12 protein-coding genes are annotated in these 24,993 nt (G+C 34.8%); all 12 read left to right on the forward strand.

Going from position 1 to position 24,993, the window contains the following annotated elements:
* Positions 1–12 precede the first annotated feature (12 nt).
* The 12 genes from DFQ06_RS15605 to DFQ06_RS15660 all read left to right on the forward strand — a co-directional run bounded on the left by DFQ06_RS15605 (position 13) and on the right by DFQ06_RS15660 (position 24,929).
* Positions 13–1,656, forward strand: coding sequence for a RagB/SusD family nutrient uptake outer membrane protein (locus tag DFQ06_RS15605; RefSeq protein ID WP_042497973.1), 1,644 nt, complete (start codon positions 13–15; stop codon positions 1,654–1,656).
* Between the two features lie 169 nt (positions 1,657–1,825).
* The gene (locus DFQ06_RS15610) at positions 1,826–3,859 is read left to right on the forward strand and encodes a glycosyl hydrolase 115 family protein (RefSeq protein WP_159140093.1); all 2,034 of its coding nucleotides are present in this window, start codon (positions 1,826–1,828) and stop codon (positions 3,857–3,859) included.
* A gap of 12 nt (positions 3,860–3,871) precedes the next feature.
* Entirely contained in the window at positions 3,872–6,196 is a 2,325-nt protein-coding gene (locus DFQ06_RS15615) for a GH92 family glycosyl hydrolase (protein WP_133968739.1), read from the forward strand.
* Positions 6,197–6,210: 14 nt separating this feature from the next.
* Positions 6,211–7,512, forward strand: coding sequence for an alpha-L-fucosidase (locus tag DFQ06_RS15620; RefSeq protein WP_133968742.1), 1,302 nt, complete (start codon positions 6,211–6,213; stop codon positions 7,510–7,512).
* 36 nt (positions 7,513–7,548) lie between these two features.
* Entirely contained in the window at positions 7,549–8,967 is a 1,419-nt protein-coding gene (locus DFQ06_RS15625; protein WP_133968744.1) for an alpha-L-fucosidase, read from the forward strand.
* Positions 8,968–8,995: 28 nt separating this feature from the next.
* A complete protein-coding gene (locus DFQ06_RS15630; protein ID WP_133968746.1) occupies positions 8,996–11,557 on the forward strand; it encodes a glycoside hydrolase family 3 protein in 2,562 nt (853 codons plus the stop codon).
* Between the two features lie 15 nt (positions 11,558–11,572).
* Complete coding sequence (locus tag DFQ06_RS19490; RefSeq protein WP_206672777.1) at positions 11,573–13,195, forward strand: sialate O-acetylesterase; 1,623 nt, start codon at positions 11,573–11,575, stop codon at positions 13,193–13,195.
* A 106-nt stretch (positions 13,196–13,301) separates the two neighbouring features.
* Positions 13,302–16,298 (forward strand): glycosyl hydrolase 115 family protein, encoded by a 2,997-nt coding sequence (locus DFQ06_RS15640; RefSeq protein WP_133968748.1) that lies wholly within the window; start codon positions 13,302–13,304, stop codon positions 16,296–16,298.
* A gap of 8 nt (positions 16,299–16,306) precedes the next feature.
* Positions 16,307–18,148, forward strand: a complete 1,842-nt coding sequence (locus tag DFQ06_RS15645; RefSeq protein WP_133968750.1) for a metallophosphoesterase family protein — start codon at positions 16,307–16,309, stop codon at positions 18,146–18,148.
* Positions 18,149–18,171: 23 nt separating this feature from the next.
* Positions 18,172–22,206, forward strand: a complete 4,035-nt coding sequence (locus tag DFQ06_RS15650; protein ID WP_133968752.1) for a hybrid sensor histidine kinase/response regulator transcription factor — start codon at positions 18,172–18,174, stop codon at positions 22,204–22,206.
* 106 nt (positions 22,207–22,312) lie between these two features.
* Entirely contained in the window at positions 22,313–23,191 is an 879-nt protein-coding gene (locus DFQ06_RS15655; protein WP_133968754.1) for an inositol oxygenase family protein, read from the forward strand.
* A gap of 157 nt (positions 23,192–23,348) precedes the next feature.
* Complete coding sequence (locus DFQ06_RS15660) at positions 23,349–24,929, forward strand: solute:sodium symporter family transporter (protein WP_133968756.1); 1,581 nt, start codon at positions 23,349–23,351, stop codon at positions 24,927–24,929.
* The last annotated feature ends 64 nt before the right edge of the window (positions 24,930–24,993 follow it).

The following is a 24,993-nucleotide window of genomic DNA, read 5'->3' on the forward strand; positions in this document are numbered from 1 at the left end:
ATTTTATTAAAGATGAAAACAATAAACAATATAAAATACTTTGCACTTATATTAGGTGGATCGCTTTTGCTTAGTGGTTGTAACGACTATATAGAAGAAGATATATACACACAAATAACAAGTGAGAACTTTATTGATGAGAGTACTGCAGATCAATTTATAGTAGGGCTTTATACGTCTACAAGATCAGTGTATCAAAATTACGGTTATAAATTTGAGGGAACGGATATTTTTACAACTCAAGGAGAAATTTTTTCAACCTCAAGTACTAATGATTATGTTGGGTTAAATGCACCGCAAACAAATGGAGTATGGAGTGCAAACTACGATGTAATTTCTAAAGCTAATACAGCTATTAATAGATATGAAACTCAAGTAAATTGGAGTGATGCTAAATTAGGCGAAAAAGCTTATGGTATAGCGCAAGCAAGAGCCTTAAGAGCATTAGCCTTTTTTAACTTGGCACAGCAGTATGGTGGAGTGGTTCTAGATTTAGATGAGCCACAAAGTATCCGTAACAATTATACAAGATCTACAGAGCAAGAAACTTATACCTTAATTATAGAGGAGCTAGAGGCTGCAATTCCGGATTTGTTAGATAACCCAGAGACCGGACGTTTTTCTAAAAGAGCCGCACAACATGTTTTATCAGAAGTATATTTAACGCGTGCATACTTAGATTTTGGTGAAAGTACAGATTTTCAAACAGCTGCTGATTTAGCTGTTGCAGCTATTGGTTCTTACGATATTAGAAGCCAGTCTTTTGAAGAAGTTTTTGCTTATGATAATCAAGTAAATGATGAAATTCTTTTCGCAGGACAATGGAGTGATACAGGGATTTCAGAAGATAGTAATAATAATAAGCATTCCCTTTTTATGTATCAAGTGTTTGATTTACCAGGAGTAAGTCGTGCAAATCCATACGGTACAAAAGGAAACAGTTTAATGCCAACGCCATATTTTTATTCTTTATTTGATGATAATGATAGTAGAGAAAATGTAACAATCCATAGAACTATTATGGCCGATGAAGCAAGTGGACTTGCAGATGACATTATTAATCCTGGTGATACTTTAGTTTATTTTCCAAAAAACACGCTAGATATAGACGAGCTTAAAGATCGTTTAGACCGTTACTGGGTATATCAACCAGATCAATATTTATTTGGAGTTCCTGCCGATATTGATGGTGTAAACTATAAGTATTCTTTAAATCCTTCATTTATCAATTTTCCAATCATGAAAAAGTTTGATGATGAAATTTTTGCAGCAGAAACTAGTGGAGCAAGGGATACATTCATTTTTAGAATAGCAGAAACGCATCTTATAGCAGCCGAAGCCTTTTTAGGTGCCGGAAACACAACCCAAGCTTTATTTCATTTAAATAGAGTAAGAGAGCGTGCTACAGGTGTTGCAGATCATTACACAACAGTAGATTTAGATAATATTTTAGTAGAGCGCGCTTTAGAATTAATTGGTGAGTCTAACCGATGGGCAGTACTAAAACGTATGGGTAAATTAGAAGAGAAACTTGCTAATAATCCTCATTATGCTGATCATGGCGCATTCGACGCTTCAAAACATTTATTACGTCCAATTCCTATTAAAGAAATTGAGATTTCTCCAGAAACAATGACTCAGAACCCGAATTATTAATAGCAAATTAAAAGATTTAGTTGTTTTAAGTTAGTTTATATAGGCAGGCGAGAATATGTCTGCCTATATTTTTAATAATTGTAAGTTATTCCTTAATTAGTAAACAGAAACAAATAGGTTTGTTTACTCTACATTATAGATGCAATCACTTTTTAATCCCATTTTAAACATGAAAAAAAAATACATTTTAAGTATTCTATTAATAGTTGTTTTATGCTTTTCATGTACAAAAACAGTAGATGAATCTTTCTATTTAGTGGTTGGCGATAACTTATCAAAAGTAGAATTAAACACTATAGATGATTTAAAAACAGATTTGCAAAAAGTAATTACTTCCGAAGTTAAAGTCGTTTCAGAAAAAGAAGCTTTTCCAGAACATGGTATAGTTTTTATTCTAGGAACACCAACTTCAAATGCGTTAATCCAAGAGTTAGCCATTCAAAAAAACATTAATTTGTCCACTGAAATACCCGGAAGTCGAGGTGGGATTTGGGCAAAAGTAAATCACAAAAATCATAAAAACGCGATTGTTATCGGAGGTTCAGACTTGCAAGGCTTGCAGTATGCCATTTACGATTATTCAAAAGACGTTTTAGGTATAGATCCCTTAGAATATTGGACAGGTAAAACAGCGAGTAAAATAGATAACGAAGCCGTTTTTAACTTCACAGCAAAAACTATAGCACCACCAAAAGTCCCCGTTTTAGCTTATTTTGAAAACGATGTGGACGAGCTGGCAAATTACCGAGGTAAATTACTAGAATACGATTGGGAAACTTACACCGAAATGATTGATGCTTTGGTGCGTATGCGCTACAACGCCATCCAGTTATTTGATATGTTAGGGCGACCAGAATTCTTTATTCGTCCAGAATATAAAAAGCTAAAACCAGACTACCAAATAGACATTGATTACATCGAAAAAATGATTGATTACGCGCAATTAAAAGGTATGAAGGTCGCGGTCGATTTTGCATTGGGATATCAAATTCACCCTATGTCTGCCGATAAAGCCGATTGTTGGAAAACATATAAAGAAGATTGGCTAGATGCTTGGCGTTATTATTTTGAAAAAACACCATTGGCAAAAACCGATATTTTTATTCTGCGCCCGCGTCATCAAGTTTGGGACTGGAAATACGAAAGTACTTGTGGCGAAAGTAAAATTGACGTTTTTAATGAAGTCTATGCGGCCTTTGGGAAATTAGTAGATGAGTATAAACCTAATGCATCAAAAGTATTGGTGTGCTATTCTGATGGGATGGAAATGTGGAACGAAGGGTTTAGACCGCCAACAGACTGGACGGTGCTTTGGTCCGACCATGGGTTTGGCGATTTTGAACATCTACCAAATACCACCGATAATTATGAGTTCGGAACCTATATGCATGCTGGGTATTGGTTAAATCATACCGTTCATAATCCGTATCCAAACAAGGTAGAAACCATAATGAAAGAGATGTTTGAAACCTATAATGCCGATAAATTTTGTTTAGTAAACGGACAAAACTTCAGACCCTTTTTATTAAATCTAGAGGCCTATAGTGCCGTTTGTAATAATCCGGATACTTTTAACGCCGATGCTTTTTACAAGGACTGGACTTCCCGATATTTTTCAGAAGCAGCAGCCCATCACGCTATAGCTTCCATGAAATATTTACATGAAGCGCAAGAAGGACGTAAAGGTTACGTAGAGCATTTGTGGGAAATTCGTGAGGCGGTTTCATATTTATCAAACGCACCAATTAGAAGGCCAGGGAAAACGCCAATTCCTTTTGATTATAACCGGGTTATAGGCGATTATGAAACTACAGAGCATGTTGCTAAAAACGTACAGAAAGCTTTAACGGAAGCAGAGCAAGGTTATCAAATAGAAGCTACCGATTTTTATCACGCTTACGTGTTGTTACCTGCGCAATTATATAATGATTTAATTGCTTTTGAAACTACGCTTCATAGTATGACAAAACTTAAAAACCAATTCGAAAAATCTAAAAATGTAACGTTTTTAAATGAAGCTAAAGCATTGCTTCCTTCGGCTAAAGCGCAATTAGATGTTATTTACAAGCACAGAGCATCTGGTGATTTAGATGATAAATGGAAAGATTGGTACGCTATAAAAAACAGAAGACAAAACAATGGTTTTCCTACTAACGATATGTTATCGGCTATTAAAGAAAACTTAAATAAAATTACGCCTTAAAAACCTAGAATAATGAAGTTATATCCCCTCCTTAAGAACAGATTTTACATTTTAAGTGTTGTATGTGTTGCCATGTTTTCTTGTAAACAAAATGCAAATCAGGATTTAAAAATAAATACGGAATCTGTTATAGATTATACAGCAAAAGTATATCCGTTATTAGATACCGAAAATTCACGTTGGTTTTTCTTCTCGTCGGCTAATCGCCCATTTGGGATGGTTAATTTAAGTCCCGATACACAAATTGGAGGCGCTTGGGGTAGTGGTTATCGTTTTAAAACAGATACTATTAAAGGGTTTAGCCATATACATGCTTGGCAAATGTCTGGTGTTTCTGTTATGCCAGTTACTGTTTCCGAAGAAAATAAAAGTAATATTTTTAAAGATTTTTATTCAAAATTCAGTCATAATAAAGAAAAAATAACACCTGGTTTCCATAGTTTAGAGTTGGAGCGTTACCAAATAGAAACTAAGCTTACAAGCACAAAACGTGTAGGTTTACATCAATATAATTTCCCTGAAAATAAAAAAGCGGCTATTCTTTTTAATTTGAATACCATTTTGGGACCTTGTGAAAATTCGAATGGGGTTTTAGAACAAAATAATAAAAACGAACTTTCGGGGCATTTGGTTATGGAACCAACACATCGCCGACCAAAACCGTTAACGGTTTATTTTAAAGTGAAGTTGAATACTGAAATTGATGCTTTAGAAAAAGATGAAGAAACGGGTAATTACCTCGTCAGTTTAAAAGAAGATAAAAAGAGCGTTTTAATGAAGGTTGGTATATCGTACACTTCCGTGGAAAATGCAAATCTTAATATAAATGAAGAATTACCAAATTGGGGCTTCAACCAAATTGTAAATGATTCTAAAGAGGAATGGAATGCGTTACTTGGGCGAATTGCTGTAAAAGGAAATAGCGAACAAGCACAAAGACGTTTTTATACCGATTTATGGCATGCACTGCAGGGGCGTAGAATTATAAACGATGCCAATGGTGCATATCCTGATAATACCGGGGCTGAATTTAGAATAGGTCAATTACCGTTGGATGAAAATGGAAAGCCTAAATTTAATCACTTTAATTCCGATTCATTTTGGGGTGCGCAATGGACAATAAATACACTTTGGGGAATTGCTTATCCTGAAATCATGGCCGATTTTGCACATTCATTAATGCAATATTATAAAGATGGTGGTTTAGTACCACGTGGGCCTTCTGGAGGGAATTATACTTACGTGATGACGGGAGCATCGTCTACACCATTTATGGTTTCTGCTATTCAAAAAGGTATTATTACCGAAGATTTAGAAGGTATATACAAAGCCTTAAAAAAGAACCACATGCTTAATGGAATTATGGGAAAAGCTGGTTACGAGCATGACACCAACCTAGGAGGCGGTTTAAAATATTATATAGAAAACGGTTATGTGCCTTACCCAATTCCAGATGGTGATTTTGGAGGTCATCAAGATGGAGCAAGCATGACCATGGAGTATGCGTATCAAGATTGGACTTTAGCGCAGTTGGCTAAAAAGCTAAACCATAATGACGATTATAATTATTTTATAAAACGATCTAACAATTATAAAAATGTGTTTGATGCTGAATCAACTTGGATGCGTCCTAAAAACTTAGCAGGTGTATGGAAAGAAGATTTCGATCCTTACCAAGCAGAAAATGGTTTTATAGAATCTAATGGCGCGCAATCGACATGGTTTGTGCCTCACGATTTAGAAGGTTTAGCAACATTGATGGGCGGTAATGATAGAGCAGTTGAGAAACTTAACCAACAATTTAAAACAGCCCAAGAAATTGGATTTACAGCAGGAAATTCGCATTCACAAGAATTACACCCAGAGTATAGTAGAATTCCTGTAAACTATGGTAATCAACCATCGATGCAAACGGCTTTTGTATTTAATAAATTGGGTCGAAATGACTTAACCCAATATTGGTCTCGTGCCGTTGTTGATAAAGCGTTTAGCGGATTGGATCCTACCACGGGTTATAATGGAGATGAAGATCAAGGGTTAATGGGAAGTCTTGCTGTGCTTATGAAAATTGGATTGTTTCAAATGAATGGTGGAACAGAAACCAATCCGGAATATCAAATAGGAAGCCCTATATTCGATGAGGTTACTATCCAATTAAATCCAGATTATTATTCAAATAAAACATTCAGCATAAAAGCGCATAATAATAGTGATGCCAATGTTTATGTTAGTAAAGTGAGTTTGAATAATAAGCCTATTGAAAATTATAGTATTTCTCATCAAGACCTATTAAATGGTGGTGAATTAATCTTAGAAATGTCTAACGTCTTTAAATAATAATATTTATAATTATGAAGTTCAAATTTTCGATACTACTCATATTACTAATAACGTTTTCAGCCTTTTCGCAACTTAAAAATAAGCCCGAACTTAATGAAGATTTCATGGATATGGGCTTCGGTATATTTGTGCATTGGAGTATGGATTCGCAATTGGGGAGTGTTATTAGTCATTCGTTGGTTGGAGCTTCAGATGATTATGTAAATAAATATTTTAACGAACTTCCTAAAACATTTTATCCCAATAAATTTGATGCTGAAGAGTGGGCACGTCTGTTTAAAGTAGTAGGAGCCGAGTATGTTGTTTTTACAGCAAAACACCACAATGGTTTTTGCATGTGGGATACTAAAACTACCGATTTCAACATTATGAATACGCCTTACGGAAAAGATATTGTTGGGGAATTGGTAAAAGCGTTGCGTAAATTCGATTTAAAAGTGGGGATCTATTTTTCTCCAGAAGATTTCAGTTTTATCCATAAACAAGGGCATTTAATTTCTAGAAAAGGCCCAATGACACAAGTAACAGCTAATAAAGAACTTTTTGAATACGATAAAACTCAAGTTAAAGAGATTATTGATAATTATGGTCCTATAGATGTTATGTTTTTTGATGCCTTTCAGGCGAAGCCTATGGCACAATATGTTCATGAAATTGCACCAGATATTGTAGTCACTCGTGGTGAGATGAATACACCAGAACAAAAAATCCCAGGAGGCGCCATGCCAGGACCATGGGAAACTTGTATGACGATGGGTACGCAATGGCAATACAAACCTACAAATGAAGATTATAAAGAGGGCTCTGAATTAATAGAAAAACTGATTGAAATCCGTGCAAAAGGCGGTAACTTTCTAATGAATATTGGTCCGAAACCTAATGGAGAAATTCCGATAGAACAAGAGGAGCGATTGAGAGAAATTGCGTTATGGATGTATGTTAACGAAGAAGGCGTTAAAAATGTGAGAACCGTGCCAACCATTGTTAAAGATGGCGATATGTGGTTTACAAAAGGTAAAGAGGATAACACGGCTTATGTTTTTATTACCGGACAAGAAAATTGGTTTAAAGGTTTTAGACGAAACTTTTTATTGAAAAATATGCGATCCACTGAAAACACCACAATTTCGGTACTTGGGCAAAACGATTTAGTGGTGGAGTATTGGCCAGAAAACACACCAACATCTCGATTTATTCAGCATGAAGATTTGTTAGAAATATCGATAAGTAGAGCACAAAGATTATACAACGATAAAATTTGGCCAAATCCAGTGGTGGTGAAGTTAACCAACATAGAATTTATAACCAAGTAAGCGTTTATTGTTAGAAAATATCCAAATTATTATAAAATGAAGCAGAACACATTCCGAAGAAATTTTTATTACAGTTTAGGTTTTTTATTCATTTTTATCACGAATGCCTTCGCGCAGTCGTCTGACAAAATGGATTGGTGGAAAGATGCCAAATTTGGTATGTTTATGCATTGGGGGTTATATTCTCAAACCGCTGGATACTGGAAAGGGCATGTGGCAAAAGGAAATGAGCATTTCATGATTCATGAAAAAATATCTTTAAAAGAATATGCGACTATAGCCGATGATTTTAATCCGGTTAATTACGATGCCGAAAAATGGGTGCTTACCGCTAAAAATGCAGGTATGAAATATATTATCATCACCTCAAAACACCACGATGGTTTTGCGATGTTCGATTCACCATCTAATGATTATAATATCAAGGAGAGAACGCCTTACGCAAAAGATCCTATGGCGGAACTCGTTGCGGCTTGCCATAAACACGATATGAAATTTGGGTTTTATTATTCATTAGGGCGCGATTGGGAAGATCCCGATGTGGCTACCGATTGGCCTTTTAAAGGTGGTAGAAGTAATTTGGTAGATTATCCAGATGAAGATATAAAAGTATACAGTCGCTATTTTGAAAGAAAGGTGAAACCGCAAATAAAAGAGTTGCTTACCCAATATGGTAAAATTGATGTCATTTGGTTTGATACACCAGAATTAATTAGCCCAGAAGAAAGTAAAGAATTACGAGAATTGATTCTAGAACTTCAGCCGGAATGTATTATAAATAGCCGTATTAAACATGGTTTTGGTGATTATAAAGTGACAGAGCAAGAAATTGTTGATGGCCTGGAAGTAGAACCTTGGGAAGCTTGTATTACCATGGGGAAAAACTGGGGGTATATTGAATATGATACCATTTATAAATCGTCAGAATTAATGACGCGTCAGTTATTAGAAATAGTAAGTAAAGGCGGAAATTTATTACTGAATAACGGACCAACGGCTAAGGGTGAAATTACAGATTTAGCTCAAGAACGCTTGGCTGATATGGGAGGGTGGATCAAGCAAAATTCAGAAGGAATCTACGGTTCTAAACCCTGGGAAGTGCAAGGAGAACGTCTTGCGGATACTCCAAAAGAGAACGGAAAGGTTAAGTTTTCCGAAGAAAAAAACACGATGAAAGATAACGAACACGATGGCACATCGAAAGTTATTTTTCCAGAGGTTAGGTTTACCTCAAAAGACGGAGCTGTTTATGCTTACGTGTGCAGTGTTACCGATAAGGACGTTGTTATAAAAGCATTGGCTTTGGAGAACGGCGATAAGATAAAATCGATAACACGATTAAATACTACCGATAAAGTAAAATGGAAGCAAACGAAGACGGGTTTAACCATTAAAATGCCGGTTTATACTGCTACAGAAATTCCTATTACAGGATTTAAAATTGAGTTAAAATAATAATCATCCATATAATTTCATTTTTCAAATGGCATTAAAAAGAGTTATCATATTTGCTTTGTCAGTCATGCCTGTTTTAGGTTTTTCGCAAACTAAATATACGTTTCAAAATCAAGATTTACCTATTGAAACGCGTGTTCAAGATTTATTGGAACGATTAACTGTTGAAGAAAAAGTATCGATGCTTGTGTCAACTGCAGAAGCGATTCCACGTTTAGATGTTGAAAAATATTATCATGGTAACGAAGCTTTACATGGTGTTGTAAAGGGTGGTCGATTTACCGTGTTTCCGCAAGCTGTAGCTTTAGCAGCGACTTGGAATTCCGATTTAATTTACAACGTGTCTTCGGCTATTTCAGATGAAGCCCGAGCAAAATGGAACTTTTACAATCAAGGTAAAGATCAAAAAAATGTGTACAGCGATTTACTTACCTTTTGGTCGCCTACTATTAATATGGCACGAGATCCACGTTGGGGAAGAACGCCAGAAACTTATGGTGAAGATCCTTATTTAACTAGTAAAATAGGGGTTGCTTTCGTGAAAGGATTACAAGGAAACGACGAAAACTATTTAAAAGTAGTGTCTACTCCCAAACATTTTGTAGCCAATAATCAAGAAGATAATCGGTTTGCTTACAATGCTAATATTTCTGAAAGAGCACTGCGGGAGTATTATTTCCCAGCTTACAAAGCAACCGTTCAAGAAGGAAATGCACAGTCTATAATGAGTGCTTACAACGCTATTAATGGCGTGCCAAGTACGGCGAATAACTGGTTATTAAATACGGTTTTAAGAGACGAATGGGGTTTTAAAGGCTACGTAGTAAGCGATTGTGGGGCGCCAACCTATATAGTAAAATCGCACAAATACGTAGATACTAAAGAACTCGCAGCAAAAGCAGCATTAGAAGCGGGTTTAGACCTCGAGTGTGGGAATGATATTTATGCAAAACATTTACTTTCGGCTTATAAAAAAGGTTTAGTTTCCGAAGAAAATATAGATAAAGCAACAGCTAGAGTGTTAACTGCACGTTTTAAATTAGGGATTTTCGATAGCACAGAAAACAATCCGTATACCAAAATTTCACCAGATGTTATTGGGTCAAAAAAACATCAAGATTTAGCTTTAGAGGCTTCAAGAGAATCTATGGTACTTCTTAAAAATGAGAATAACATTTTGCCTTTAGATGTAAATACTATTAAAAAAATAGCAGTGGTTGGTTTTAATGCCAATCAGGTTGTTTTTGGCGATTATAGTGGATTGCCGGTTATTAAACCCGTTTCTCCGTTGGAAGGGATAATGGAAAAGGTTGGTAATAAAGCTGAAGTTACGTATGTGAAATGGAAAACCGCTGCTAGAAATTTAAACCTTATTGAAGCCGAAAATTTACGTAACGATCATAATAATGAAAAGGGCTTGTTTGGTGAATATTATGATGATAAGTTTCTAGACGGTACACCGCAAACTCGCGTAGATAAGGTGGTTAATTTCGATCCTGTAAACAATCCGCCAGATCCGTATACCAATTATAGACATAAATCAATAAGATGGACGGGCTACATAACGCCTAACTTTTCGGGAACTTATAAAATAGGTGTTAATTCGGATGATGGTGTTCGATTGTGGTTAAACAATAAACTTGTTGTAGATGAATGGCATAATCGTGGAATGACTACCGATCAAGTTGAAATCCCTATGGAAGCTGGTGAAAAATACGCTATTAAATTAGAGTATTTTGACAATGGTGGCGATGCTATTTGTCAGTTATTATGGGAAGTTCCAACCTTAACCGATGATTTATATGCGGAAGATAAAGCCGTTGCCCGAGCAAGTGATTATGTGATTGCCGTTATGGGAATTAATAAGTCAATAGAAAAGGAAGGTCGAGATAGAACAGATTTAAAATTACCCGAAGATCAGGTTAATTACTTAAAAGAGATTTATGCAGAAAACAAGAATGTTATAGTTGTTTTAGTTGCAGGAAGTTCTTTGGCTATTAATTGGATGGATAATAATATTCCTGCTATTGTAGATGCATGGTATCCGGGGGAATCAGGCGGAAAAGCGATTGCCGATGTGCTTTTTGGCGATTATAATCCTGCCGGAAGATTGCCGTTTACTTTTTATAAATCAATCACAGATTTGCCTCCAATGGACGATTACGAGGTTTCTAACGGTAGAACTTATATGTATTTTAAAGGTGAAGCGCTTTATCCGTTTGGTTATGGTTTAAGTTATTCTGAATTTGAATACAAAGGCATGAAGATAAAGCAGAAAGACGACACATTAACAATCACGACAACCATTAAAAATATTGGGGGTTATGATGGTGATGAGGTGGCTCAATTATATTTTAAAGCACCTGACGCTTCAATTAAAAGACCTTTGAAGAAATTAGTCGGTTTTAAAAGAGAATTTTTACCTAAAGGAAAATCAACTCAGATAGAATTTGAAGTTTCGAAAAAAGAATTGCAATTTTGGGATGTAAAAACGAAACAGTGGGCTTTTGCAAGTGGCGAATATCAGTTTATGATTGGTGGATCGTCTCAAGACTTTAAGCAGCAAAAAAGTTTTCGTTTAAAACCATAAAAACCCTTTTGCATTATGAAGTTTGCTTTATTAGCTATTAGTCTTTTTTTTACTTGTTTGCTTTCAGCTCAAACGGAAGACATTATTACGTTGTGGCCTGATAAAGTACCCAATGAATCGAGGCCAAAACAATTACCAAGACAAACGGACAATACGAGTAATAATGTTATAAGGTTAACGGATGTTACCAACCCAACACTTACTGTATTTAAACCAAAACATTCCAATGGTTCCAAGGCAGGTATTATTGTTTGCCCAGGTGGTGGTTACGGTATTTTGGCTATCGATAAAGAAGGTTACGAGATAGCCGAATGGTTAAACAACTTGGGTTACACCGCGTTTGTGTTACAATATCGAGTTCCTAAAAACCAAAAAGGAGCTTCTCAAGATATTCAGCGGGCTATAAAAGTGGTGAGAAGTAAAGCTTCGGAGTTTGATTTAGATACCAAGAAAATTGGTTTAATAGGTTTTTCAGCAGGAGGTCACTTGTCTGCTTTAGCTTCAACCAATGCTACCACTAGTTTTTATGAACCTCAAGATGCTATAGATACGTTGTCTAGCAAGTCGAATTTTACCATGCTCATTTATCCAGCTTATTTAGATAAAGGTGAAAATAAAACCATAAATCCCGATTTTTCTTTAGATAAAAATACACCACCATTTTTTATCTTCGGAACAGCAGACGATCAATACGGTAATAGTAGTTTTGTTATGGGGCAGGCGTTACGCGATAACAAAACGCCGGTAGAGTTACATGTTTATCCAGAAGGAGGACATGGTTATGGACTACGTAAAGGAAATGTGGCTGCCGAAATCTGGCCAAAATTAGCCGAAAAATGGTTAAAGAAAATGGCTAAGCCTGCGGAAAAAGCAAAGCAAGACAGAACCTATAATTTTCCGAAAGCTGAGGTTAAACCAAAAGCGCTTCCTAAAAAGAAAGATGTTTGGGTTTTTATAATGGCGGGACAATCTAATATGGCTGGTCGTGGTTATGTAGAACCGCAAGATACTATAGCATCGAGCCGTGTGCTGACTATAAATAAAAATAATGACATTGTTTTGGCTAAAGAGCCACTTCATTTTTACGAACCTAAAATGGGAGGTTTAGATAGCGGTTTGTCTTTTGCTAAAAACCTTTTAGAAGAAATTCCAGAAAACACATCTGTATTATTAATACCAACTGCTGTTGGCGGAAGCTCGATAAGTCAATGGCTTGGAGATGTTAGTCATCGTGATGTAAAATTATTATCAAATTTTAAAGAAAAAGTTGCTTTAGCAAAAAAGTACGGTAAGGTAAAAGGGATCTTGTGGCATCAAGGGGAGAGTGATGCCAATCCAAAAAAAATCCCTCAACATGACGAAAACCTAACAGTACTTTTTAAAACATTTAGAAAATCTGTTGGGAATAAAAAGTTACCCATTTTGGTTGGTGAACTTGGTCGCTACTCCAAAAAAGTGGCATTATGGTCGCAAATGAATTCTATTATAAACGAGCACGCTAAAGGAGATCAATACATGTGGGTTATTAAAACCGATGATTTGGTCGATAAAGGCGATGCGGTACATTTCAATTCAGAAAGTCAGAGATTATTAGGCAAACGCTACGCGGAAGCTTTTCTAAAAACAATCAAAAAATAAGAAGTTTTAAAGCGTGTAAGCTTTTATAGAACTGATTATTTTGACAAGTTTTTATGGCGTCAACTTTATTTGAATTGAAATCTAAATATATGTTGAAAAAGAACTTATGAAAAAATTAAAATATAAAAGCATGTTTAAATATTTAGGATTGTTTTTGACTTGTTTTCAAGTGTTAGTGTTAACAGCACAAGAAGGTAAGACTTCGGAGTTTTCAATTGTTGAAGGTAATAATACCATATCGATTTTAATTGATAAAAAAGATGCCAAAGTGGTGTCCATAGCTTCGGATATTTTTGCAAATGATGTTTTGAATATTACCGGTTTAAAGCCATCAATAATTTCGAAAGCGAGTACTGCTTCTTCTGTAATAATCGCAGGAACTATTGGAGGAAACGCGATAATAGACAAATTAATAGCTTCGGGTAAATTAAGCGTTACTGCGTTTAAAAATGATTGGGAGCGTTATGCTATTCAAGTTATAGAAAACCCAGTAAAAGGTATTGATAAAGCTTTAGTTATCGCGGGAAGTGACCGTAGAGGAACGGCTTACGGTATTTTAGAATTGTCTAGAAAAATTGGTGTATCTCCATGGGAATGGTGGGCCGATGTTACTCCAGAAAAAAGAAAAGAGTTAAAGGTTACAGTTGAAAATACGGTATCCAAAAGTCCTTCAGTAAAATACAGAGGTATCTTTTTAAATGATGAAGATTGGGGCTTACAACGTTGGGCCGCATTAAATTTTGAGCCAGAAATTGGTGATATTGGTCCTAAAACTTACGCTAAGGTGTTTGAGTTATTATTGCGTTTAAGAGCCAATACGATTTGGCCGGCGATGCATTCGAGTACCAAACCGTTTTACTCGTATCCTGAAAATAAATTTGTTGCAGATAATTATGCTATTGTCATAGGAACGTCGCATGCGGAACCTATGCTGAGTAACATCAATACAGAGTGGAAACACGATACCATGGGTGAATATCGTTATGACACCAATTCAGAAACCATAAAAAATCTATTTACTAAACGAGCCAAAGAAACCGCGAAATACGATGGTATTTATACGGTTGGAATGCGTGGAGAACACGATTCGCCAATGATTGTTGGTGAAGATGATACCGATGCACAGGTTAATTTATTAGAACGTGTTATTACAGACCAACGTTCCATATTGAAAAAGGAAACAAAAAAGAATCCAACAGAGATTCCACAAGCTTTTGTACCCTACAAAGAAGTCTTGAATTATTACCAAAGTGGATTAAAATTACCGGAAGATATTACACTTGTTTGGACGGATGATAATTACGGCTATATGCGTCAATTAAGTAATCCTGATGAACAAACTAGACCAGGCGGCGCAGGGGTGTATTACCATACCTCATATTGGGGAAGACCGCATGATTATTTATGGTTAAACTCTACTAATCCTGTTTTAATGTGGGAAGAAATGTCTAAGGCTTACGAGTTTCAATCGCGTGATATTTGGATTTTGAATTGTGGAGATATTAAACCACATGAATATAACATCGAGCTATTTTTAGATATGGCTTGGGATATGGATGATTTTGAAAAAAGTTCGGCTGTAAAAACACATATGAGTACTTGGGCAGCACGTGAATTTGGAAAAGAATCCGCTTCTGAAATTACGGATGTTTTATTTGAAAATAACCGCTTAGCCTATATTAGACGCCCTGAGTTTATGGCTTGGAGCCAAGTGGAACCGGTTACCAAAGAAGGTGAAACGGAATTAACCCAATATCATTATGGTGATGAGGTTTCAGAACGTATCAATAGCTATCAAAGCATCATTGAAACTACAGAACATTTATATGATGGTATACCGGAACACAGAAAAGATGCATTCTATCAACTGGTGTATTATCCTGTTATTGGCGCTTCAAAATTAAATCAGAAATGGTTGTATAGCTTTAAAAATAAATTTACCGCCAAGCAAGGTAGACAGAGTGCAAATGCCTTTGGTGCTTTATCAAAAGATGCTTTTAATCGTATTGAAAAGGAAACATCATATTACAATACAAAACTTCAAAACGGGAAATGGAATCATATCATGACCATGGCGCCTCGTTTTTTACCAGTCTTTGCTCAACCGGCGACGTCTAATGTTCAAACCGAAGAAAAAGCTGAGTTAGGTTTGGCTTTAGAAGGTTACCAAATGGAAGTGAACGATGACATTATAAATAGTTATGCAGATGTGTTGCCTGTGTTTAATAGATACACAAATAGCAGTTATTTTATTGATGTTTTTGTTGAAGGCAACGGAACTCTAAACTGGGAAGCTAAACCAAAGGCCGATTGGATAAAATTATCGGAAGACAAAGGTGTTTTAAATACCAGTTCGGGTGAAGTAGAAAAAAGAATATGGGTGCGTATCGATTGGGATAAAGTGCCAAAAGGCGAGAACAAAAAAGAAGCACCATTGGGACACGATTTTCAATTAATTCCACCAAGTTTTAAGGTGAATAGTGCCATCGATTTTATTTCCGAAGGAAAAACAACAACCATTGGAGTTTCAGTTTATAACCCTAAATTAGAAGTTTTAAAAAACTACAACGGCTTTGTTGAAGATAAAGGCTATGTGTCTATAAATGCTGAAAATTTCACAAGGAAAAACGCAGGAAAAGAAGCTAAATGGGAATTGTTTGAAGGTATGGGCTATACCAATAAAGTGATTACAGCTTTACCACGAACGGCGACGCCAAATGTTAATATTGAAGAAATAAAAGCGAATAGTCCCGTTTTAGAATATGATTTTTATACTTTTAATTTCGGAGAAGCTCAAGTGAATTTACAAGCTGTACCCACACATGCCCCACATGCAGGTATTGGTGTACGTTGTGCTGTTGCTATTGATGATGCTGACCCTGTAATTGTAGATTTTCAAACGCAAGGCCGTAGTGAGGCGTGGAAAGAAAATGTGCTTAAAAACGCCACAGTAAAAGCGGCGAAGCAAATAGTTAATAAGGCCGGAGCGCATACTTTAAAAATTTGGATGGTAGATCCGGGAGTTATGATAGATCAGGTGTTGATAGATTTAGGAGGATGGAAAGCCAGTTATGCTTTTCCGAAGGAAACCGTTAAAAAATAATTAGAATTTTGAATAAATTGTATAGTCAGTGTATTTGTATTCTGCTTGTAGCATTGTTGTTTTCTTGTGAAAAGAAAATAAAAAATGAGTCGGCTCCAGTTCAAATAGCATTTATTGCCGATGCCCATTTTCAAGATATTTATGCCCATTTTGAAGATGCCAATTATAAAGGTATCGAGAATCCGAAAACAGGAAATTTTGTTAATATCAGGACCATGCAAGCGCAATTGCAATCCACTAGAATATTCAACGAAAATTACTTTGCATTTATTGAAGCTCTGGATGATATTGTTGCGAGAGGTATTAAATATGTGGCTTTACCTGGTGATTTTAGTGACGACGGACAACCAGTTCACGTAAAAGGATTACGAAAAATATTAGACCGTTATTCTAAAAAGCATGGCATTTTATTCTTTGCAACTACCGGAAATCACGACCCCGTAAAACCATTTACTCAAGAGGCTGGAAAAACTGATTTTTTAGGTGTAGGAGGTCAGGAACAAATTATTACAAGTTCGGTTAAAAATTTAAAAGATACTGCGGAAGGGCAGTTGAAACCTATAATAACTTCAGAAATAAAAAAATGGGGTTATAAAGATATTTTGAATGAAATGTCTTCATTTGGGTTTTATCCTCAGAAAGAATATGTGTATTGGGAAACGCCGTTTTCTAAATATGGTTATGGCGAATATAGTTTTGAAAAAGCCGAAGAAGCTTCACACTTAAACAAAAGAACCTATCAAATAGATGCCTATAATGCACATCCGGATGCAAGTTATTTAGTAGAGCCCACTGAAGGTGTTTGGCTTTTAGCAATCGATGCCAATGTATATGTGCCTAATAAAGAATTAACAGAAAAAACAACCAATTCAAAAGATTTTTCTGGAGCAAGTATTGGTTATAATAATGTGCTTTTACAGAAAACACATTTAATAACTTGGGTGAAAAAAGTAGCCGCGCAAGCCAAAGAAAAAGGCAAGGTTTTAATCGCTTTTAGCCATTACCCTATGGTTGAGTTTAACGATGATGCTTCCGAAGAGATGAAAGCCTTTTTTGGAGAAAATAAAATGCAATTGCACCGCGTTCCTAAAGAAGATGTTGCCGAGGTTTTTGCCGATGCAGGTATTCAAATACACTTTGGCGGCCATATGCATATTAACGATACAGGTGTGCAAACCAGTAAAAATGGCAATACGATTTTCAATATACAAACGCCATCTTTGGCTGCATACGCTCCGGGATATAAAGTGTTAACGATACTATCGGAAACGGATTTTGATGTGGAAACTGTGATTATTAATAAGGCTAAAAACTTTAATAGTTTGTTCCCGTTATACGAGCAGGAATACGCTTACTTAAGCGAAACGGATTCTTCTACAATTTGGAATAAAGATATATTAACTACCGAAAATTATAAAGATTTCACTAAATTTCACTTGAAAGAATTAGTGCGTCTTCGGTTTTTACCTAGCGATTGGCCTAAGAAGTTTGCTGATAGTTTTTTAACCGCTTCGGGGAAAGATTTGTTATTAAAAAATAGTACATCACCCGAGTTACTAAACGCGCATTTATTAGCTAACAACTTAACCCTAGAAGCTTTTGAAATGTGGACAGGTTTTGATATGGTAAACGATTTTTATAAATTGAGAAGCGCGGATCAATTGGCTTTTACTGATATTGGTGAAAATCGATTAAAGGCATATCAATTTATTTGTGAGGAGTTAAAAGACATTACAGATGAAAAACTAAAGTTATGGCTGCGTATTTTTGAAAAAAGTAGAAAAGGCGCGCCTTCAAATCATTTTAGAATAGATTTAGAAGCCGATAGCATAAAAAATATTACACCGTAAACATTCAAAATAATACCCATTTAATGATTAAACGTTTTATTATATTTTCGCTTTCTTTTTTGTTTGTTTTAAGCAGTTTTGCTCAAAACATCAAATTTGAACATTATAATGATAACGACGGTTTATCTCATAATTCGGTGCGCCATGTGGTTCAGGATAAAAGCGGGTTTTTATGGATTGGTACATTCTCAGGGTTAAATAGATTTGATGGCTACGAGTTTCAGTCTTATTTAAGTTCTTCTGAAGGCAATAATAAACTTAATGATAATGATATTACGGCTTTAGAATTAGATGAAAAAGAACGAAATATCTGGGTTGGGACACGAAAAGGATTAACCTTATTCGATTGTGATACCCAAAAAATTACTACTTTTTTAAAGGATGATAATAATCCCAATAGCTTGCAAGACGAAGAAATTAGATCTATTTATGTTGATAATTTTAATCGTGTTTGGGTAGGAACAAAAGATAACGGCGTATTCTTATTTTATGCAGACGAGGAACGATTTGAAAAAGTAAACCTTCCGAATTTTAATTACGTAAAAGATATTTTTGAAGATTCTGAAGGGCATATCTGGATAGGGAGTTACGGCACAGCATCTATAGCTAAAATTAATTTAGATTCTGTTGGTAATATTCAACAAATAAGCACTTTTTCATTGTCCATCCCCAATTCTATTGAAACCAATCCGTATGTGTATTTTATATATGAAGATGCTAAAAACGATATTTTTGTTGGGACTAGAAAAGGTCTTTATAAATTAGACAAAACGTTAAATACATTTGAAAATTTATATATTGAAAACAAAGAAACACGAGAAGCTTTAGGGCCTTATTTTTTATCGATTGTTCAGGGTCCGGAGGGGAAATATTGGGTGGCTACACTTGGAGGCTTAATTGTTTGCGATAGTTTAGAAGCGATTGCACAAGGCGACTTTAAACGGTATTATTCTGTTTTAACAGATCAAACTTCGTTGGTAGATAATTTGGTTTCAGCCTTGTTTTTTGATGCCTCTGGGATTTTGTGGATTGGTACGGAAGATGGTTTGGATAAATATGATCCTTATGAAAATCAATTTAATTTAAATAAAGATATTTCAAAATATATAGGAAATCAAGCCCCTAGAATCCGTGGTTTTTCTAAAACATATACCGATGAAATTATTGTGGCAACGCGGCATAACGGACTCTTTATTTCAAAAGAAGACCGTTTTGTGCCTTTGGAAATTGATCAAATAGATATTGCAAGTATTTATTCCCCGGATGGGAAAGTGTTCTATTGTGGGTTATGGAATGGTAAAATTCTAATTTACGATTACGTAAAAAAGACCTCAAAAGAGGTATATATTGGTTTTGAAGAATCTCCAATAGTTACTTTCGAAAACTTAGGCAATAACAAGCTGGTGGTGGGCTCGTTTGGTGAAGGTGCACTAATATTGGATGTTAAAAATATAGCAGGAACTGCTCAACAGCCTAAACTATTAGTTGGTAGTGAGATTAATGAGATTATAAAAGGCGAACATGATATTATTTGGTTTGCAACAGAAACAGGTGTTGTAAAATACAATGCAAAAAATGGCGATCAAACCGTTTACAAGTCGTCTTTAGATACCGAAAAAGGCTTGGCCCACGATAATGTGAGTGATATTGTTTTCGATAATTTGGGTAAACTTTGGGCGGCGACGCGTAATGGAATCTGTTATTTTGATAACCAAAAAAACGATTTTTATCCTTTAAAACAACCCGAAGTATTAGCAGGGAAATGGGTAACAGATTTACTTGTTGATACCAATGGTGATTTATGGTTAAATGTTAATAATAATAGTGTTGCAAGGCTAAATGTTAATGATTTAGATTATAATGTTTATCACGTAAATAGTGGTAATCGATTAGATTATTTTAGTTCTAGAGGATTCTATAAGTTTGGAGGTTCTAATATTTATTTAGGAGGGAAAAACGGCGTTATTTATTTTTCACCTTACACGATTAAAGAGAATAAATTATCTCCAAAGCCTATAATAACTAAAATTAAAATTCAAAATGAAATATTGGTTCCAGGTATGGAAATTAATAAGGAAATACCTCTTCAAAAAGATTTTAATCAAACCAAAAGCATTGCTTTAAATTATAATAACAGGAATTTTTCACTTGAGTTTTCTTCCCCATCTTATGCTAACGAAAAACTGAATAAGTTTGAGTATCAATTAGAAGGTTTCGATAAAAAATGGATTGCTACAAATAGTAATTCTCGAACAGTTCAATACACCAATTTATTTCCTGGAGATTATGTTTTTAAAATGAAATCGTGCAATAGTGACGGGCATTGGAGTGATGTTGTGTCCTATAAAATTAAAATAGAGCGCCCATTTTGGCTTACCTATCAGGCCTTATTTTTGGTAATTCTTTTAATAGGTTTAGTGCTTTATTTTATTAGACGTGATTTTAAAAACCGCATGCATTTAAAGCAGGAATTGGTAACCGAAAAAGTAAATAGAGAGCGCGATATTAAATTGAATAACGAAAAATTACGATTTTTTACCAATATATCTCATGAGTTAAGAACACCTTTAACACTTATTATTGGTCCGGTAAAACAACTTATTGAAGAGAGTAAGGAATATAGTAGCGACTATCAAAAAAGTCGTTATCACTTAATTCATCAAAATGCGAGTCGACTTTTAAATTTAGTGAATCAAGTACTGGATTTTAGAAAAGCCCAAACGGGAGAATTAAAGCTAAAAGTATCTCGAACCGATATTTTGCAATACACACAAAATACCTTCGATTCCTTTAAGGAGTTTGCTTATAATAAAGAAATTCAGCTTAGTTTTAATTCGGAAAACGAGGTGCTTTTTGGATGGATCGATCGTGATAAGTATGATAAAATATTGTACAACTTACTATCTAATGCTATTAAATTCACCAATAAATATGGGCATGTCGATTTGTTTGTACGTTTAAAAAACGACAGTGGGGATTACTTAGTGGTCGAGGTTAGTGATGATGGTATTGGGATTCCACAAAAAAGTCAGGAAAAAATATTTAAACGCTTTTACCAAGCTACAAATAGTAAGGAAAATAATACCGGTTCGGGTATTGGTTTATCGCTTGTTAAAGCTTTGGTAGATTTGCATAAGGGCACAATATCTGTGCAAAGTACGCCAAATAAAGGGAGTGTGTTTTCTTTTGAAATCCCAATAAGTAGAGAACTTTACAGTAAGAATGAAGTTTTTGAATTTGTAACTAATATTGAAGATCAAGAGCAAATTCCAAAAGTGCCATTGAAAAAAACATCAACAAATACCGAAATTAAAGAGAAAATATTGGTTGTTGAAGATAATACCGAACTCCGTAAATATTTAATAGATTATCTGTCTAATTATTACAAAGTTTACGAAGCAGAAAATGGAGAAGAAGGTTTACAAATTTGCCGACAAGTAAAACCTATTTTGTGTGTGGCCGATGTTATGATGCCTGTAAAAAATGGCATTGAATTTTGTGAAGAGCTTAAAAACGATGAGTTTATAAGTCATATTCCCGTAATTTTATTAACTGCACTTTCTGAGAATGAAGATAAAGTAAAAGGGTATAATGTTGGTGCCGATGGGTACTTGGTAAAACCTTTTGATCCGTCCTTATTAAAATCTATAATGGTTAACATTATAAAATCTAGATTGGAATTAAAAACCAAATTTTCTGATGATGCTGATAGTGAAATTGGTTTGCTAACGCACTCGCCGGTAGATGAAGTTTTAATGGAGAAAATCTCCAAATTGATAGAAGATAATATTAGTAAACCCGATTTAACCACTAGTTTTTTATGTGAAGAATTAGGGGTGAGTTCTTCTAAATTGTATCGAAAAATTAAAGAATTGACAGATTTAGCGCCGAATGAATTTATTAGAACCATTCGTTTAAAAAAATCGGTGCAATTACTTAAAACAAAAAAACATAATGTTTCTGAAGTGACTGATTTAGTTGGGTTTAACGATCCGTTGTACTTTAGTCGTTGCTTTAAAAAGCAATTTGGTTATCCGCCAAGTAAGCTGCTTAAATAAGTGTTTTGCTTTAATTTCTCCATGTTTTTGATTTATAAATCCATTTAAAAACTTTTATTATCTTTTAAATTGCGATTAGAAAATTAAACTAAACCACATTATAGCAATGAAAGAATCTTTAAACAAAAATCTCCAAAACCCTATGGAGAATATTGACGATTGGGAAGAGAACTTAATAGATAGATATCCCGATCCGGAAGAGCCTAAAAAAGAGAAAGAAGCATTTAGAAATTATGTAGATTCTGAACGATTAGATACTGTTCGCGAATTTTATAAAATTAATCACGAACTTCAAACGTACGATTTTGTTTGTAAGAAGGAAACAGAATTTTTAAAGTTCGATAGGAAAGAAATGTCTATTTGGGAAGCCGTAGATTTCTTAAATACTTTGGTTGATGATAGTGATCCTGATATCGATTTAGATCAATTACAGCACCTTTTACAGACCTCAGAAGCTATTCGAGCCGATGGACATCCCGATTGGTTTGTACTTACCGGTTTTATTCACGATTTAGGTAAAATTCTTTGTCTTTTTGGAGAACCTCAATGGGCGGTTGTTGGCGATACCTTTCCGGTAGGTTGTGCCTATTCCGATAAAATTGTTTATCCAGAATTTTTTAAAGCTAACCCAGATTATACAGATTCGAGGTACAATACTAAATACGGTGTGTATTCGCCTAATTGCGGATTGGATAACGTGAAAATGAGTTGGGGACACGATGAGTATTTGTATCAAATAATGAAAGATTATTTACCAGATCCAGCATTGTATATTATTCGTTATCATTCATTTTACTCGCAACATAGAGAGAATGATTATACCCATTTAATGAATGAAAAAGATGTAGAAATGTTTGAATGGGTAAAAGCATTTAATCCATACGATTTGTATTCTAAAGCTCCTGTACCACCAAATGCAGAAGAACTTTTACCATATTATAAAGATTTGGTATCAAAATATTTACCTGAGACCTTAAAGTTCTAGTAGCTTTTAAAACTAAAACCAACCAAACGCTAAGTGAGACTAGCGTTTATAATTAATTTGTCGAATTGTGATAATGCATCAATAATTTGGCAAATTAATTTTTGTTGAAATTAACGCTTGTTAAACTTCAACACCAACTAACCACTAAACTAACTTTATGTATACTGCGCTTACGTTTATAGGCTTTACACTCTTTGTTGCCTTTTATTCTTGGTATAAACTTCGGAAAGAAAAATTAAACTCAAAAGATGGCTATTTCCTAGGCGGAAGAAGTTTAACAGGAGTCGTTATTGCGGGTTCTATGTTGCTTACCAATATCTCAACAGAGCATTTGATAGGTATGAATGGTTCATCATATAAAAACGGATTTATTATAATTGCTTGGGAAGTAACTTCAGCTTTAGCCTTAGTGGTTGCAGCCATTTATTTTGTGCCCAAATATTTAAAAATGGGCTTAACAACTATACCCGAATATTTAGAAAAACGATTTGATAGTACCACGAGAACGTTAGTCGCATTGTTTTTAATGATTTCCTTTATTGTAACCTTGTTACCTATTGTTTTGTATACAGGCGCTATAAATTTAGAAAGTATTTTCAACGTATCGGAAGTATTAGAAGTTTCTAAAAAAGAAGGTCTTTGGATTACTGTAGTTGCCGTGGGGATTTTAGGTTCTATTTATGCTATTTTTGGTGGTCTAAAAGCTGTAGCGGTTTCTGATACTATTAATGGTTATGGACTACTTATAGGTGGTTTGGCCATTCCGTTAATTGCTTTAGTTAGTATTGGTGATGGGAATCCATTGGATGGTTTGACTAAGGTGTATAACCATAGTCCTGAAAAATTTAATGTAATTGGTGCTAAAGATTCGGTTTTACCGTTCGAAGTGTTGTTTACTGGATTAATTATCAATCAGCTGTATTTTTGGAGTATGAATCAAACTATAATTCAGCGTGCCTTAGGTGCGAAGAATTTAGTTGAAGCCCAAAAAGGACTTTTGTACACAGGTGTTTTGAAAATTTTAGTGCCAATTATCATTATTCTACCAGGCGTTATTGGGTTTTATTATTTTGGAGATTCTATGTATGAAAACCAAGATATGATTTACCCAGAATTAATTAAAAAAGTATTGCCAGTAGGCCTAGTAGGTATATTTGCTGCTATTGTTATGGGGGCTGTTTTAAGTACCTTTAATAGTGTTTTAAATAGTGCAGCTACTATTTTTAGTATCGATGTTTTTAAGCGTCATTTTGGTAAAAACTGTAGTGATAGAAAACTGGTAAAAGTAGGGAAGCTTACCTCTTTAATATTAGCAATTTTCGCTATTTTGGTAGCACCAATGGTTGCCAATGCGCCAGATGGTTTGTATCAATTATTGCAACAGCTTAATGGTATTTTCTTTATCCCAATTGCTTCAATAATGTTAGCTGGTTTTTTTCTGAAAAACATTTCGGCTATGGGAGCCAAGGTGGCACTGTTTGTAGGTTTAACATTTTATATTTTAACGACGTTTATATTTAAAGTCGATATTCATTTTGTGCATATTTGGGGAATAGAGTTTGTTTTAAACCTAATCGTGATGTTCGCGGTATCTTATTTTTATCCGCCAACTCAAGAAATGCAGCAAGACAATATTGTGTTTGTAGAAATGAAAACTTGGAAGTATACAAAACCAATGGCTATTATGCTTTGCGTAGTAACCGTTGCTATCTATGTTTTGTTAGGAAATGCATCATAAAAAAAGTGATTGTTTCATTCTTTTAATAAAAGAGTAGAAACAATCACTTTAATAAAATAACTTA

It is taken from the genome of Algibacter lectus (assembly GCF_004368925.1).
Classification (GTDB): Bacteria; Bacteroidota; Bacteroidia; order Flavobacteriales; family Flavobacteriaceae; genus Algibacter; species Algibacter lectus.

Bases quoted from the DNA above. Each gene is read 5' to 3' on its own strand.
- DFQ06_RS15655 (WP_133968754.1), top strand. From the start codon at position 22,313: ATGAAAGAATCTTTAAACAAAAATCTCCAAAACCCTATGGAGAATATT.
- DFQ06_RS15650 (WP_133968752.1), top strand. From the start codon at position 18,172: ATGATTAAACGTTTTATTATATTTTCGCTTTCTTTTTTGTTTGTTTTA.
- DFQ06_RS15640 (WP_133968748.1), top strand. From the start codon at position 13,302: ATGAAAAAATTAAAATATAAAAGCATGTTTAAATATTTAGGATTGTTT.
- DFQ06_RS15660 (WP_133968756.1), top strand. From the start codon at position 23,349: ATGTATACTGCGCTTACGTTTATAGGCTTTACACTCTTTGTTGCCTTT.
- DFQ06_RS19490 (WP_206672777.1), top strand. From the start codon at position 11,573: ATGAAGTTTGCTTTATTAGCTATTAGTCTTTTTTTTACTTGTTTGCTT.
- DFQ06_RS15615 (WP_133968739.1), top strand. From the start codon at position 3,872: ATGAAGTTATATCCCCTCCTTAAGAACAGATTTTACATTTTAAGTGTT.
- DFQ06_RS15605 (WP_042497973.1), top strand. From the start codon at position 13: ATGAAAACAATAAACAATATAAAATACTTTGCACTTATATTAGGTGGA.
- DFQ06_RS15630 (WP_133968746.1), top strand. From the start codon at position 8,996: ATGGCATTAAAAAGAGTTATCATATTTGCTTTGTCAGTCATGCCTGTT.
- DFQ06_RS15625 (WP_133968744.1), top strand. From the start codon at position 7,549: ATGAAGCAGAACACATTCCGAAGAAATTTTTATTACAGTTTAGGTTTT.
- DFQ06_RS15620 (WP_133968742.1), top strand. From the start codon at position 6,211: ATGAAGTTCAAATTTTCGATACTACTCATATTACTAATAACGTTTTCA.
- DFQ06_RS15610 (WP_159140093.1), top strand. From the start codon at position 1,826: ATGAAAAAAAAATACATTTTAAGTATTCTATTAATAGTTGTTTTATGC.